Source organism: Rhodococcus sp. NPDC057297, from assembly GCF_042667435.1.
GTDB lineage: Bacteria > Actinomycetota > Actinomycetes > Mycobacteriales > Mycobacteriaceae > Rhodococcoides.
Map to the genome: position 1 here is coordinate 463,018 of NZ_JBHUZE010000003.1, position 14,633 is coordinate 477,650.

Sequence of the window (14,633 nt, forward strand, 5' to 3'; positions counted from 1 at the left end):
TGAGCCAGAAGGCCTCGGTGACACCGAAGTTCTCGTGGTTTCTCCCGACGGGCGGTGACGACGAACGTCTGGGTGGCGCGTCGCACGGAGTCGGCATCGGGGCCACCGGAGTCGTCGTTGCGGACACCGGCCACCGGGAGGCGTCGCTCGACTACCTCACGCAGGTCGCGCAGACCGTCGATCGGCTGGGTTTTCACGCGGTTCTGACGCCGACGGGTGCGCACTGCGAGGACGCGTGGCTGGTGACGTCAGCGCTGATTTCGGCGACGAAGAATCTGAAGTTCCTGGTGGCTTTTCGTCCCGGTGCCGTGGCGCCTGTCCTGTCCGCGCAGATGGTGAGCACGTTCCAACGATTGTCGGCCGGACGTGCGTTGTTGAATGTCGTCGTCGGTGGAGACGACGCCGAGCAGCGAGCGTACGGCGACACGCTGGACAAGCAGTCGCGGTACCGTCGAGCGCAGGAGTTCCTCCAGATCGCGCGAGCCGTGGGCGACGGCGAGGCAGTCTCGGTGCACAGTGAGTTCTACGAGGTGGACCGGCCTGCAGGTGGATTCGGCGGGTACGCATCTACTCCGCTGCCCGAGGTGTACCTGGGCGGGTCCTCGCCGGAGGCGATCGACGTCGCAGCCTCCGAGGCGGACGTGTTTCTCACCTGGGGAGAACCGCCCGCGCAGGTCGCGGACAAGCTCGCCGCGGTCAAGGCCGCCGCGAGGGAGAAGGGGCGGAGCATTCGCGGCGGGATTCGCCTGCACGTGGTGACGAGGGAAACCAGTGAGGAGGCGTGGCAGGTCGCGGAGAATCTGATCTCGGGTGTCGACGACGAACTCGTTGCGCGGCGCCAGAAAGCGTTGCGCAGCATCGGATCCGAAGGGCAGCGGCGAATGCTGGATCTGCACGGTGGGGACCGAACGAAGCTTGTGGTCGGACCCAATCTGTGGGCCGGTTTCGGGCTGGTCCGCGGCGGAGCGGGCACGGCCCTCGTCGGGAGCCACGACGAGGTGGCCGAGCGAATCCGCGAGTACGTCGGCGTCGGGATCGAGGAGTTCATCTTCTCCGGCTATCCGCACCTCGAGGAGGCCGAGCACTTCGGGGAAGTACTGCGCAAGAACTTCACCTAGTTTGCCGGTAGGAAACCTACCCAATTGGCGTGACCCGCCTGCGTCGTCGTAGACTCGTCGGCGAAACACCATCCAGAGCGACCGAGAGACCTGGCTCCATGACGTCGCAGCAACCCCCCGCGGGGTGAAACACGCGGGTGAGGGTGCTACCGCCGGGACCGATGGAGGAACGATGAACAGCACGCAGCACAGCGAGGGCTTCGTCACGGCCTGGGGCCGTATTCACGTGGATCTGTGCCGGTTGTCCGGCTCGATCTGTCGCCGCTGAGTTTCAACTCGGACTGCACGCTCTTCATCCCTTTCCGCCTGGTTCGGCGCGGCGATCTCGCGCGCGTCGATGGCGTCCTATCAAGATCCGGAGTATCTCGGTGTCTTCACGTTCAGTTTTTGCAGGTGTCAGCGCTGTCGCTGCCCTGAGTATCGTGCTCACAGCTTGTGGCGGTGGCGGGGCATCCACCGCGGCCGACGCCGGTGAGCCCACCGCCGGTGGCACTCTGCGCTACGGACTGTCGGGGGCTCCCACCTGCTCGGACCCCGCTCAGTCGGGAACCAACCAGACGATCTACGTAGTCAGGCAGGTCGTCGACTCGCTGACGGATCAGGACCCGGAGACGGGCGAGATCACTCCCTGGCTCGCAGAGAGCTGGGAAGTCGCACCCGACGCGTCGTCGTTCACGTTCACGCTGAAGGACGGTGTCACGTTCAGCGACGGCACACCGGTCGACGCGGAGGCGGTGAAGGCCAATTTCGACTCGATCGTGAACATCCTGACCACGGCCAAGTCGCCGCTCGGTGGTAGCTACCTGTCGGGTTACCAGGGCACCACTGTCGTCGACCCGCTCACTGCGCAGGTCGACTTCGACGGCCCGAACGCACAGTTCCTGCAGGCGACGTCGACGGCGCAGTTGGGCCTTCAGGCGCTGTCCACCGTCGCCAAGCCTGCCGAGGAACGGTGCGACGGCTCCAACGTCGGCAGCGGGCCGTTCACCTACGCCGATTATCAGCAGGACAGGTCGGTCACGTTGGCCAAGCGCACCGGGTACGACTGGGGCTCGGACGTGTTCGGACACGAGGGCGAGGCATACCTCGACACGATCGAGTTCACCGTCGTACCCGAGTCGGGTGTGCGTACCGGCAGCTTGTCCTCCAACCAGCTCGACGCCATCTCCGACGCGCTTCCTCAGGACGCGCCGCAGATCGAGGCCACCGGAGGGCAGATTCTGACGACGTCCAACCCGGGCACACCGTTCGGCTTCCAACCCAACGTCACTCGCGGGGTGCTGCAGGATCCCGAGGTCCGTAAGGCGCTGGTGCCGGCGATCAACCGTCAGGAACTGATCGACACCATTCTCGGACCCGACTTCAAGGTCGCGACGAGCACGCTGGCCAGCAAGACCCCCGGTTACACGGAGTTGGCGGACGTCACGTACGACCCGGAGAAGGCGAAATCGATTCTCGACGCAGCAGGCTGGGTGCCCGGTGCCGACGGAATCCGCGAGAAGGACGGCCAGAAGCTCTCGTTCAAGGTCATGTTCAGCGCGGTGTTCGCCGGTAATCAGGCGATCCTCGAACTGACGCAGCAGCAGCTTCGCGACGTCGGAGTGGATCTGCAGCTCGAGCTCGTTTCCAATTCCGAGGCCACGGCGCGTCAGGGGACGAAGGACTACGACTCGACGTACTACAACAGCACCCGCGCCGACGGCGACATCCTGCGTACGTCCTTCGCCGTGGACGGGCGAAACCTCAACGCCCGCGGACCGATTCCCGACCTCGACGCCTCGCTCGACGAGGAGTTGGCCACCACCGACACCGCTGCCAGGAACGAGATCATCGCTACCGCGCAGCAGCAGGTTCTCGACAACGGACTGTGGATTCCGACGATCGAACTGTCGCAGGCCATCGGTGCCGGACCGAACGTGCAGGACCTGAAGTTCGAGGCGTCGGCCCGGCTGCAGTTCTTCGACACCTGGCTGAGCGGACAATAACCATGATTCGTTATCTCGCACTGCGCGTCGTGCAGGCCGTCCTCGTTCTCTGGGCGGCGTTCACGATCTCGTTCATCGTGCTGTTCCTTCTGCCGTCGGACCCCGTCAGCATCGCCGCCGACTCGGCGGGGTCCGGTACGCCCGTCGACGCGGCGGCCATCGCCGAGTTGCAGGCGCGATACGGACTGGATCAGCCGGTGTGGGTGCAGTACTGGAACTCTCTGAGCGGTGCAGTGCGAGGTGACTTCGGGTTTTCCATCGCCACCGGTCAGAAGGTCACGACGGCCATCCTCGACGCACTGCCGAGCACCCTGGCGTTGGCGACGACCGCGCTGGTGCTGTCGCTGATCTTCGGCGGATCGGTTGCCTTCCTGGCCACCTACACGCGTGTCCAGTGGCTGCGTACCCTTCTGTTCTCCATCCCGCCGTTGGGCGTCGCGGTGCCGACCTTCTGGGTCGGGCTGCTTCTGCTGCAGGTGTTCTCGTTCCAACTCAGGATCTTCCCCGCGTTCGGTGACCAGGGAGCGTCGTCGCTCGTGCTGCCTGCGATCACGCTCGCGTTGCCGACGGGTGCCGTGATCGCTCAGGTTCTCGCCACATCGATGACCACGACCTGGAAGCAACCGTTCGTCGAATCTGCCCGCGCCAAGGGAGTGTCACGTCTGCGAGTACAGACCAAGCACGTCGTGCGGCTGTCCTCGATTCCGGCCTTCACCATCGCGGGTGTACTCGTCGGCAACCTGCTCGCCGGATCGGTCGTCGTGGAGACGGTCTTCTCCAGGGCCGGTGTCGGCAGGTTGACTCAGACGTCCGTTCTGGCGCAGGACATTCCTGTGGTACAGGGCATCGTCGTTCTGACGTCGCTGGTGTTCGTTCTGGTCAACCTGCTGGTCGACCTGTTCTATCCGTTGATCGACCCTCGGATCGTGTCCGAGTACAAGCAGTCCGCTCCCGCGAAGGAGAAGGCACATGTCTGACATCCTGACCCGCGTCGAGACGGTCGCCACCGCTGAACCCGTCGTCCCGAAGCCGAACCCTGTTCGTCGTAGACCGCGTGTGCGGTCACTGGTGAAGAACATCTGGCTGGCGCTGTCGGTCGTCGTACTGGTTCTCGCCGTCGGCTTCGCATTGTTTCCCTCGCTCTTCGCCAGTGGGGACCCTCTGAAGGGAACGCCTGCGGACAAATTGCAAGGGCCGAGCGCGGCGCACTGGTTCGGAACCGACAACATCGGACGTGACCTCTACACCCGCGTCGTCCACGGTGCCGGGTTGTCGCTCACCGCAACGTTGTTCGCGGTCGCGATTGCACTCGTGGCCGGATCGCTGATCGGTCTGCTCGCAGGCGCCGTCGGCGGCGTCGTCGACGCGATCCTGATGCGCATCGTCGACGTGTTGCTGTCGATTCCAGCACTTCTTCTCTCGCTGGCGTTGGTCACGGCGCTCGGGTTCGGTACACGCAACGTCGCCATCGCTGTCGGTGTCTCCCTCGTCGCGAACTTCGCGCGCGTCATGCGCTCCGAAGTGCTGCGTGTGCGGCAGTCGCTGTACGTCGAAGCCGCCTACGCCTCCGGCGTCCGGTGGTACGACGTGTTCGGGCGCCACATTCTCCGCAACTCCTACGGACCGGTCATCGCCCTTGCCGCAGTGGAATTCGGCCAGGCGGTGCTGGCGGTGTCCGCCCTCAGTTTCCTCGGATTCGGCGCTGTTCCACCGACACCCGAGTGGGGATCGTTGATCTCCGAGGGCCGGAGTTTCCTGGCCACCGCATGGTGGATGACCACACTGCCCGGCCTGGTGATCGTGGCCGTCGTCCTGTCGGCGCACCGCGTCGGCCACGCAATCGAGGGAGGCACACGATGAGCCCCATTCTGGAAGTCGAGAACCTCCAGGTGGACTACGGCAACGGTGCCGCGGTCCGAGGAGTGTCGCTGACAGTCGAGCGCGGCGAAGTGGTGGCGGTGGTGGGTGAGTCCGGATCGGGCAAATCGACGACGGCACACGCGATCATCGGTCTGCTTCCCGGCGCGGGTCGCATCACTTCCGGCGAAGTCCGCTTCGACGGCAAGCGGATCGACGATGCCTCCGAGAAGGTGCTGGACCGCCTGCGCGGGGCTCACATCGGTCTGGTTCCCCAGGACCCGACGACGTCGCTCAACCCGGTCATCCGAGTCGGTGAGCAGGTGGCCGAGGTGCTCCGCGTGCACGGGCTGGCCACCAAGCGGTCGGCGAAGCTCGAAGCGATCAGGATCCTCACCGAGGCCGGGATCGACAACCCCGAGGTGCGGGCCCAGCAGTACCCGCAGGATCTCTCGGGCGGTCAGCGTCAACGCGTTCTCATCGGCATCGCACTGGCATGCACGCCCGAGCTCGTGATCGCCGACGAGCCCACGTCCGCGCTCGACGTCACCGTGCAGCGCCGCATCCTCGACCACCTGGACGCCCGTATCGCCGAGACGGGGACGGCCGTTCTGCTCATCACGCACGACCTCGGGGTCGCTGCCGACCGCGCCGACCGGCTCGTCGTCATGAGCAAGGGTGACATCGTCGAGACCGGGCGTACCTCCGAAGTTCTCGCGAACCCGAAGCACGAGTACACGAGGTCGCTGCTGGCAGCCGCACCCAGCCTGGGGACGGCACTGCGGCCGGCCAGGCCGTCGACGACACCGATTCTGACGGCCACCGAGGTGTCCAAGACGTTCCGAATCGGACGGCAGGAGTGGAGCCTGCGGAACGACCCGAAAGGCGGTGTGCACCTCGATGCGGTGAAGGCTGCGTCGTTGACGGTCGAACGTGGGCGGACACTGTCGCTCGTGGGGGAGTCCGGATCCGGCAAGTCGACGTTGGCGCGCATCACCATCGGGTTGGAGAAGCCGACGTCCGGGCGCGTCGAGTTCGACGGGACCGAGGTGACGGGCTTGCGTGGCTCGCGGCTTCGTGATCTTCGCCGACGCGTTCAGATCGTGTACCAGAACCCCTACGCCTCGCTCAACCCGAAACTGACCGTCGAGCAGATCATCGAGGAACCACTCGACGCGTTCAAGGTCGGGACGAGTGCCGAGCGTTCGGCGCGGACCGCGGAGCTGTTGAATCGAGTCGCGTTGCCTGCCGACTACTCCCGGCGCAAACCCGCGGAACTGTCCGGCGGGCAACGCCAGCGCGTTGCGATCGCGCGAGCGCTGGCACTCAGGCCGGACCTGGTGGTTCTGGACGAACCGGTGTCCGCACTCGACGTCTCGGTGCAGGCTCAGATTCTGGACCTTCTCGACGAGTTGCAGACCGGACTGGACCTGAGCTACCTGTTCATCTCGCACGACCTCGCCGTCGTGCGGCAGATCAGCGACACCGTCGCGGTGATGCAATCCGGGACGATCGTCGAATACGGGCCGACGGCACAGATATTCGATTCGCCACAGCGTGAGTACACCCGTGAGTTGCTGGCGGCCATTCCCGGCAACTCGCGCCCGAGAAGTCACGACAAGGAGACCGCAGGTGCCCGATAAGTTCTTGATCGCCGTCGAACTGCGCGGAGCCGGAATTCACCCGCATGCCTGGCGGCGGGAGGATTCTCGCGCCGAGGAACTGTTCACCGCGCAGTACTGGACCGATCACATCGAGGCGGCCGACCGCGCAGGGATCGACATCGCGTTCCTCCCCGACGCATTCGCGCTTCAGAGCGGTGATGGCGTCGAACTGGGCAGGATCGAGGCGGCGGCGATCGCCGCACGGGCTGCCGCGGGCACCCGCTCGATCGGCCTCGTCCCGACGGTGACCGTCACGCACACCGAGCCGTTCCACGTGTCGAAGCAGATCGCGAGCATCGACTACGCATCGTCGGGTCGCGCAGGCTGGGAAGTCGCTGTCTCGCAGGACGCCGACGAAGCGACGCTGTTCGGGCGCAAGGGCCCGCAGACCGTCGACGAACTCTGGAATGAGGCCGACGACGCCGCCGAGGTCGTCACCCGGTTGTGGGACAGCTGGGAGGACGACGCGGAGATTCGCGACGCGTCCACCGGACGCTTCATCGACCGAGACAAACTGCACTACATCGACTTCGAGGGCGACTACTTCTCGGTGAAGGGCCCGTCCATCACGCCGCGCCCGCCGCAAGGGCAGCCGATCGTCGTCGTCCGGGCCGAGGACGACCCGTCCACGGCCGTTGCCGCCAAGCGCGCGGACATCGCGCGAATCTCCGCGCCGACGATCGACGACGCAGCCGTCGTGGCCGCGCGGGTGCGTCGTGCCGTCGTGGCCGAGGGACGTGACCCTGCCGAGGTTCACGTGGTGCTCGATCTCGAAGTGCACGTCTCGGATACCGCGGCGGCCGACGTCGATCAGCTGAACAGCTGGTCGCCGTACGTGCCGGACTCGGTGAGCTTCCGGGGGAACGCCGCGGAACTGCAGGAGTTGCTCGACGGCCTCGCCGCATCCGGCGTCGTCGACGGCGTGACCCTGCGACCGTTGGCGCTCGCGCAGTCGGTGAAGGCCATCACGACCGATGTCGTACCCGGCTTGGCCTGGCACGACGGTGCAACGCCCCGTCTGCGCCCCGGTCTGCTGCTGCGCAGCAGGCTCGGCCTTGCACGACCGGAGAACCGATACGCAGTACGCCGTCAGGCAGCACAGGGAGCGTCGAAATGAGCGCGATCAAGAAGCAAATCCACCTGGGAGCGCACTTCCCGGGTGTCAACAACACGACGGTGTGGCAGGACCCGGAATCGAAGAGCCAGATCGAGTTCGACTCGTTCGTCCACCTCGCGGAGACCGCGGAGCGCGGGTTGTTCGACTTCTTCTTCCTGGCCGAGGGGTTGCGGCTGCGCGAGCATCGGGGCCGTATCCACGACCTCGACGTCGTCGGTCGTCCCGACACGTTGATCGTGCTCAACGCGTTGGCCGCCGTCACCACGCATCTCGGGCTGGCCGGCACCATCAACACGACGTTCAACGAGCCGTTCGAGCTGGCGAAGCAGTTCGCGACGCTCGATCACCTGTCCGGTGGCCGCGCGGCGTGGAACATGGTGACCTCGTCGGATGCGTTCACCGGCGAGAACTTCCGCCGCGGTGGATATCTGGACCGAGCGGATCGGTACGTCCGTGCTCGCGAGATCATCGACACGGCCCGAGAGCTCTGGGACAGCTGGTCACCCGACGCGCTCGTCGTCGATCGAGAGAACGGGGTGTTCGCACGTCGCGAGCACATCGCACAGGTCCGCCACACCGGACCGCAGTTCGACATCGATGCGGCGTTCACGGTGCCACGTAGCCCGCAGGGTCACCCGGTGCTTCTGCAGGCGGGCGATTCCGACGAGGGACGCGAGTTCGGTGCCGCGAAGGCCGACGCCATCTTCACCGTCCACGGCACGCTCGAGGCGGGGCAGGCGTTCTACTCCGACGTCAAGGGCAGGCTGGCGAAGTACGGCCGGGAGCGTGACGATCTGAAGGTCCTTCCTGCTGCGACGTTCGTCCTCGGCGACACCGCCGAGGACGCGGAGGAGCGAGCCGACGCCATCCGCCACCAGCAGGTCGGTCCGCAGACAGCGATTTCGTTCCTGGAGCAGGTGTGGGGGCGTGACCTGTCGGAATACGATCCCGACGGTCCGCTTCCCGACGAAGACCCGACGGACGACGTCAACATCACCCGAGGCCGGGTCCGCCACGCCGATCCGGTGCAGGTTGCGCGCGACTGGCGTGAGCGGGCCGAGTCGAAGGGTCTGAGCATCCGCGAACTGATCATCGAGGTCACCACGCGTCAGCAGTTCGTCGGCACGCCTGCACAGGTGGCCGAGGAGATCGACAGTTACGTACAGAACGACGCGAGCGACGGGTTCATCCTCGTCCCGCACATCACCCCGGCGGGGCTGGACGAGTTCGTGGACAAGGTGGTTCCGATTCTGCAGGACCGCGGCAGCTTCCGTACCGAATACTCCGGTACGACGCTGCGCAGCCACCTCTTCGGATCCGATTCCGCCGCGCTGAACCATCCGGACACCGAGCGAGAAGGAGTGCGAGCATCGTGACCGCCACCGTGAACGAGACGTTCGAAGCATCGTGGAACCAGTGGCACAGCGAGCGTGAGAGTTACTACAGCGACCCACTCGGATGGGTGTCGCTCACCGGGCTGTACTGGCTGACGGACGAATTCGAGACCGTCGGAGATCTTCCCGGCCGCTGGCGCGCCGACGAGGATGTCGTTCATGTCGACGGATTGTCGGTCACCACGCTCGAACCGGTCGAGGGCGCACCGGGCATTCTGGTCGAGGACGGTGACCGACGCATCGAGGTCATCCGTCGTACCGGTTCGGTGGCGCTGCGAGTGCACGACCCCGCATCACCCCACCTTCAGGAATTCTCCGGAATTCCGACCTACGATCCCGACGAGAAGTGGAGTGTCACTGGCACGTTCACGCCGTATCCCGAGGCGAAGATCGTCACCACCGGTGCTGTCGTCGAGGGACTGGAGCACCACCACGCCGCGGTCGGTGTCATCGACTTCGAACTGGGCGGAGACAAGCAGCAGTTCGTAGCTTTCGGCGGCAAGGACGGTGGGCTGCGGGTGATGTTCACCGATGCGACGTCGGGTGTGACGACGTACCCGGCCGCGAGGACGCTCGTCGTGACCGATCCGACCGACAGCGGCGAGGTGATCCTGGACTTCAACCGTGCGTCGAACCTGCCGTGCTCGTTCACCGATTACGCGACGTGCCCCGTGGCGCCGGCGGAGAACAAGCTCGCCGTTGCGGTCGAGGCGGGCGAGAAGAATCCGCGTCCGTTCGGCAGCGCGTCGTGAGCAGGGTTCCGCTGTCGGTACTGGATCTGTCGCCGATCAGCGAAGGTTCGACCGCCGCCGAGGCATTGCGCAACACTCTCGACCTGGCGCGTCAGGCAGAGGAATGGGGGTACGAGCGCTACTGGGTCGCCGAGCATCACTTCGTCGCGGCCGCCAGTTCGTCCCCGGCCGTGCTCGTCGGGTTGATCGCGGCCGCCACAAACAGGATTCGCGTCGGGTCGGCGGCCGTACAGATCGGTCATCACACGGCTGCATCGGTCGTGGAATCGTTCGGCACCGTCGACGCCGTGTATCCCGGTCGAATCGACCTGGGTATCGGACGATCGGGTCAGCGCAGGCAGGAAGCGCTGGCGGGTAAGGACGTTCCGGAGCCCGAGCACGAGGAAAGGGTCGTCGACGGCATTCTGTTCCCGAAGCCGTTCCGTTCCGGCAAGCTCGTTCTCTCCGAGCGGGTGCTCGCATCGGGTGAGGTGCTGCAGCAACCACATGCAGTCGCCCCGGATTTCGACACCCAACTGCAGGACGTCCTCGACTTCCTCGGTGGGCGATTCTCCACGTCCGGTGGTGTGGAACTGACGGCCACACCCGGACTCGGTGCGCAGGTCGAAGTTTGGCTCTTCGGTAGCAGCGGTGGCCAGAGCGCACAGGTCGCCGGAGCACGAGGATTGCCCTTCGTCGCCAACTACCATGTCAGTCCCGGTACGACGCTCGACGCCGTCGAGGCCTACCGTGCGGCGTTCGTGCCCTCGGACACCGTGAAGGAGCCGTACGTCGTCGTGTCGGCGGACGTCGTCGTAGCGGACACGGATGCGGACGCGCAGTACCTGGCCTCGTCGTTCGGCCAGTGGGTCCACAGCATCCGTAGTGGACACGGTGCCATTGCGTATCCGGATCCCAAGACGGCGGCGCCGCTGACCGCGGAGCAGGCGGAGTTGGTGTCGGACCGAGTCGCCACTCAGTTCGTCGGTTCCGCCGTCACGGTGGCGGAGAAGCTCGACGGTCTGCAACGAGCCACGGGAGCCAACGAACTCGTCGTGACCACCGCGACGCACGGACACGGAGACCGGCTGCGGTCCTTCGAACTGCTCGGGAAGGAATGGGGACTGCCACGGCTGCGCGTCTGAAGATCCCTGCACCGTTGTCCAGATCGAGGTAGCGCCGGCGGCCTCGGGATGCGATACCTTTCCCTCATGGACGTGCGGCAGCTGGAGTACTTTCTCGCAGTCGTCGACAACGGTGGCGTGAACCGAGCTGCGTTGGCTCTCCACGTCGCCCAGCCGTCGTTGTCGCAGTCGATACGCAGACTCGAGAGCGAGCTCGACACTGAATTGTTTCACCGGGTCGGTAGGGGACTGGTCCTCGCGCAGGCGGGGGAGGCCTTGGTGGGCCCTGCGCGGCAAGTCCTTCGTGACATCGAGTCGGCGAATGCTGCTGTTCGCGACGTCCGAGACCTCAGACGCGGACGGGTGGACATCGCGGCGCTCTCGGACATGTCGACCGACCCTTTGTCCGTCTGGGTGGCACGGTTCCGGGTCGAATACCCCGACATGTTCGTTCGCGTGGAGGAGCGAGAGGACGTCGCGGGTGTCGTGGAGTTGGTCAAGTCCGGTGCGTGCGAGCTAGGAGTGACCACCCTTCCCCAAGCACAACGCGACATCGTCGGGCATCCAGTGGTGACGCAGACGTTCGTTCTGGTTCTGCCTCCGGGAACGGAGTCCGAACTGCCCGATCCGGTTCCGATTGCAGTGTTGAGTGAGCTACCGCTGATAATGGGAGAGCGCCGAACCGCCAATCGTGATCACATCGAGCGAATGCTCCGTGGTCATGGGGTCGAGCCACGCGTAGCGGTGGAGGTTCCGCAACGTGGTGCGGTAGTACCGATGGTTCTTTCCGGCGCCGGTGCCGCAATACTGCCGCTTCGAGTTGCGCTCGAAGCTCACCAACGGGGTGCGGTGGTCATGGAAATCGGCCCGGCGGCTTCCAGGGAGGTCGGCGTGATCCACCGACCGGGGCGGATGACCGAGGCCGCAACGGAATTCATGGCGAAATCGGAGAAGCTCGTCCAGCAGTGGGAAGCCGCAATCGATCGTCACATGAAGCAGGGACACGGCTCGGTCGAATCTGCGGTGCTCACTGCTGAAGCTGTGGAGCGTCGCAACCAGGAGGGCTTCCGGGCCCGGTCGCCGTTGCTGCACCGGCGTGACGGATCGAACGCGACCGATAGGCGATTGCAGTCGGAATGATCGGTTTCGTGTCATGGACGTAGGTCCGTTCGGCCACCTTCAATGTGAAGTAACGCCGAGCGAACAGCGACTCGGCCGAACACAGGAGGTTCGATGTCGGCACGAGTCGATTGCTCGATCACCGGAGCAACCGCAACGATCACGCTTGTCAATCCGGAACGCCGTAATGCGCTGTCGATTTCGATGTACGAAGAACTCGGCGCCATCCTCGACGAACTCGAAGCGTCACAGACCGTTCATGCAGTAGTGCTGACCGGTTCCGGGTTGTCGTTCTGCGTCGGGGCCGACCTGGCTGCGGCGCCGGAGAAGCGACTACTTCGTGGCATATCTGTCTCGGAAGACGCAGCCAGACTTCAGTGGGCGTCCCGGATCGTCGAACAGTTCTTTCGTCTACCGCAGCCGACGGTCGCCGCGATCGGGGGAGCCTGCGCAGGTGCAGGTCTTTCACTGGCTGCCGCGGCCGACTTCAGGATCGCGTCCGAGAAGGCGGTGTTCAACACCGCATTCCTCTCTGCCGGACTATCCGGCGATCTCGCCGGAATTTGGTACCTGACTCGGACACTGGGTGGAGCGCGCGCCCGCGAGCTGTTCCTCACGCCGCACAAGTTCGATGCGGCCCGCGCACAGGAACTCGGGCTTGTCAGCCAGGTCGTGCCGCCGGCATCGTTGGCCGAGGCCACTGCAGAATTGAGCGGTACTCTCGCGGCGTCGGCGCCGATCGCGCTGAGGGCCATGAAGCAGAATCTTCAACTTGCCCAATCGTCTTCGTTGAGTGACTACATCACAACCGAAGTCGACCGTATGGTCCATAGTTTCCATACGGAGGATGCCGCTGAGGCGGCCGCGGCATTCCTGGCGAAGCGTCCACCGATGTTCTCCGGTCGATAGGGATCGTGGGGGACGTCGAACACAAGAGTCCGGTCGGTCGGGAAGTTCTCCCGACCGACCGGACTTCTCTTCTCGAAGAGCGGGGCCGACGCCCGGAACCCCGCTGCTCGACCGCGGCACGCTTATGGCGCGAGTTGGCGATCGTCCTTTGCCGTCGTTGCTGCTGCCACAACTGCCTTCGCAGGCCTGATCGATGCCGCCGACGCTGTGGAGATGACGCCGATGACCAGCATGTAGATGACTATGGCGTTGAGCGAACCGACTCGGTCGTACAGGAACGTCGCGATCATCGGCGCGATGGAACTGCCGAACACCATCCCCACTGTGTACCCGAGCGAGATTCCCGAGTACCGAACCGCCGGGGGGAAGGCCTCTGCGTAGAACACCCCGGAAGTGCCCTGCAGCATCGAATAGGGAACTGCGATGCACAGGTATCCTGCCAGCATCAACGGTAGAGCGCGGGTTTCGAAGAACAGTGCCCAGGGAAGGACAAGCGCGGTGATCCCGATGTGCCCGATCACGTTGATATTACGTCGCCCGTACCGGTCCGCCAATGCACCCGAGACGAACATGAGTGGGATTGCCAGACCGAGCATCGCAATGACAGCCGCCAGCATGTTCGATCGACTGAAGCCGAGATGGTCCTCTCCGTGGGACAGTGCGTACACGGTAAGCACATAGAAGATCACTCCGCCACCGAGACTCGAACCCGCGATCTTCAAGACGGGCACCCAATGATTCTGCAGCACTTCGACGATGGGCTTGCGAACGACCTGCTGTGAGTTCTGCACCTTCTCGAAAGAAGGACTTTCGTGGAGCGAGTTCCGGATGAAGTATCCGAGGATGATCAGTGCGACGCTCAGGAAGAAAGGAATTCGCCAACCCCAGGACTGGAAGGCCGCGTCGGGAAGGAACGCCAGAAGCATGAACACGAAATTTGCGAGGATGGTTCCGATGGGTGCACCGACCTGGACCCAACTGCCGTAGAAGCTGCGCTTGACCTCCGGTGTGTGTTCCATCGCCATCAGAACTGCACCACCGTACTCGCCGCCGAGCGCGAACCCTTGGACGAGTCGAAGTACGACGAGCATTATCGGAGCAGCGACGCCGATCTGATCGTAGGTGGGCAGGAAGCCGATCATCGCGGTCGCGATACCCATTGCCATCAGTGTGAAGATCAGCATCTTCTTGCGACCGACGCGGTCACCGAAGTGGCCGATGACGATTGCTCCGAGAGGACGTGCTGCGAAGGCGATCGCGAAGGTCCCGAACGACACCATCGTGGCCACCGCCGGACTGAGCGCGGAGAAGAACACCTTGTTGAAGACGAATGCGGCGGAGATCCCGTAGATGAAGAAATCGTAGTACTCGATCGTCGTGCCAATGGAACTCGCGATGGATGCACGTCGTGTCTGCATCAGAGACGGCATTGATTGCTCCTTGGTTGGGATTGTGTACGTCCGAGAGCTACGAATTCATCTCGATCGTTCGGCCGTGTTCGGCGAACCGGTGGTGGGAAACACATCCACCGCGACTATTCGATCGAAAGAAGATGGGGGAGAACGATGTTCGTCACATCGGATTCTCTGTGCTCGCGGGCATATCGGATGGGGGA

General features: G+C 64.6%; 13 protein-coding genes and 1 riboswitch. Of the genes, 12 read left to right on the forward strand and 1 reads right to left on the reverse strand.

The genetic code is table 11. The features are described from left to right. The first annotated feature begins 17 nt into the window (after positions 1–17). The 12 genes from ACFULT_RS12185 to ACFULT_RS12240 all read left to right on the forward strand — a co-directional run bounded on the left by ACFULT_RS12185 (position 18) and on the right by ACFULT_RS12240 (position 13,018). On the forward strand, positions 18–1,118 hold the full coding sequence (locus ACFULT_RS12185; RefSeq protein ID WP_217900764.1) for an LLM class flavin-dependent oxidoreductase: 1,101 nt from the start codon (positions 18–20) through the stop codon (positions 1,116–1,118). 65 nt (positions 1,119–1,183) lie between these two features. Beyond that, positions 1,184–1,286: riboswitch (SAM riboswitch) on the forward strand. Between the two features lie 4 nt (positions 1,287–1,290). Further along, positions 1,291–1,386: a putative leader peptide gene (locus tag ACFULT_RS12190; RefSeq protein WP_378481566.1), complete on the forward strand. Its 96-nt coding sequence runs from the start codon at positions 1,291–1,293 to the stop codon at positions 1,384–1,386. A 100-nt stretch (positions 1,387–1,486) separates the two neighbouring features. Next, on the forward strand, positions 1,487–3,103 hold the full coding sequence (locus tag ACFULT_RS12195; RefSeq protein ID WP_378481567.1) for an ABC transporter substrate-binding protein: 1,617 nt from the start codon (positions 1,487–1,489) through the stop codon (positions 3,101–3,103). A 2-nt stretch (positions 3,104–3,105) separates the two neighbouring features. Next, positions 3,106–4,080, forward strand: a complete 975-nt coding sequence (locus ACFULT_RS12200) for an ABC transporter permease (protein ID WP_037112284.1) — start codon at positions 3,106–3,108, stop codon at positions 4,078–4,080. Beyond that, entirely contained in the window at positions 4,073–4,963 is an 891-nt protein-coding gene (locus tag ACFULT_RS12205; RefSeq protein WP_033190175.1) for an ABC transporter permease, read from the forward strand. Before ACFULT_RS12200 ends, ACFULT_RS12205 begins: the two co-directional genes overlap by 8 nt. Beyond that, a complete protein-coding gene (locus tag ACFULT_RS12210) occupies positions 4,960–6,603 on the forward strand; it encodes an ABC transporter ATP-binding protein (RefSeq protein ID WP_033190176.1) in 1,644 nt (547 codons plus the stop codon). Before ACFULT_RS12205 ends, ACFULT_RS12210 begins: the two co-directional genes overlap by 4 nt. Further along, the gene (locus ACFULT_RS12215) at positions 6,593–7,741 is read left to right on the forward strand and encodes an LLM class flavin-dependent oxidoreductase (RefSeq protein ID WP_378481568.1); all 1,149 of its coding nucleotides are present in this window, start codon (positions 6,593–6,595) and stop codon (positions 7,739–7,741) included. Before ACFULT_RS12210 ends, ACFULT_RS12215 begins: the two co-directional genes overlap by 11 nt. Next, positions 7,738–9,117 carry an NtaA/DmoA family FMN-dependent monooxygenase gene (locus ACFULT_RS12220; protein WP_378481569.1) on the forward strand — a complete coding sequence of 460 codons (1,380 nt, stop codon included), beginning with the start codon at positions 7,738–7,740 and terminating at the stop codon, positions 9,115–9,117. The genes ACFULT_RS12215 and ACFULT_RS12220 overlap by 4 nt, the downstream gene beginning before the upstream one ends. Next, positions 9,111–9,887, forward strand: coding sequence for a DUF1684 domain-containing protein (locus tag ACFULT_RS12225; RefSeq protein WP_378481684.1), 777 nt, complete (start codon positions 9,111–9,113; stop codon positions 9,885–9,887). The genes ACFULT_RS12220 and ACFULT_RS12225 overlap by 7 nt, the downstream gene beginning before the upstream one ends. Further along, positions 9,884–11,011: an LLM class flavin-dependent oxidoreductase gene (locus ACFULT_RS12230; RefSeq protein WP_020110838.1), complete on the forward strand. Its 1,128-nt coding sequence runs from the start codon at positions 9,884–9,886 to the stop codon at positions 11,009–11,011. Before ACFULT_RS12225 ends, ACFULT_RS12230 begins: the two co-directional genes overlap by 4 nt. 66 nt (positions 11,012–11,077) lie before the next feature. Then, on the forward strand, positions 11,078–12,130 hold the full coding sequence (locus tag ACFULT_RS12235) for a LysR family transcriptional regulator (protein ID WP_378481570.1): 1,053 nt from the start codon (positions 11,078–11,080) through the stop codon (positions 12,128–12,130). Positions 12,131–12,223: 93 nt separating this feature from the next. After that, complete coding sequence (locus ACFULT_RS12240) at positions 12,224–13,018, forward strand: enoyl-CoA hydratase-related protein (protein ID WP_378481571.1); 795 nt, start codon at positions 12,224–12,226, stop codon at positions 13,016–13,018. 122 nt (positions 13,019–13,140) lie between these two features. Here the strand turns inward: ACFULT_RS12240 and ACFULT_RS12245 are convergent, their stop codons facing one another. Continuing rightward, positions 13,141–14,448, reverse strand: coding sequence for an MFS transporter (locus ACFULT_RS12245; RefSeq protein WP_378481572.1), 1,308 nt, complete (start codon positions 14,446–14,448; stop codon positions 13,141–13,143). Positions 14,449–14,633 lie beyond the last annotated feature (185 nt).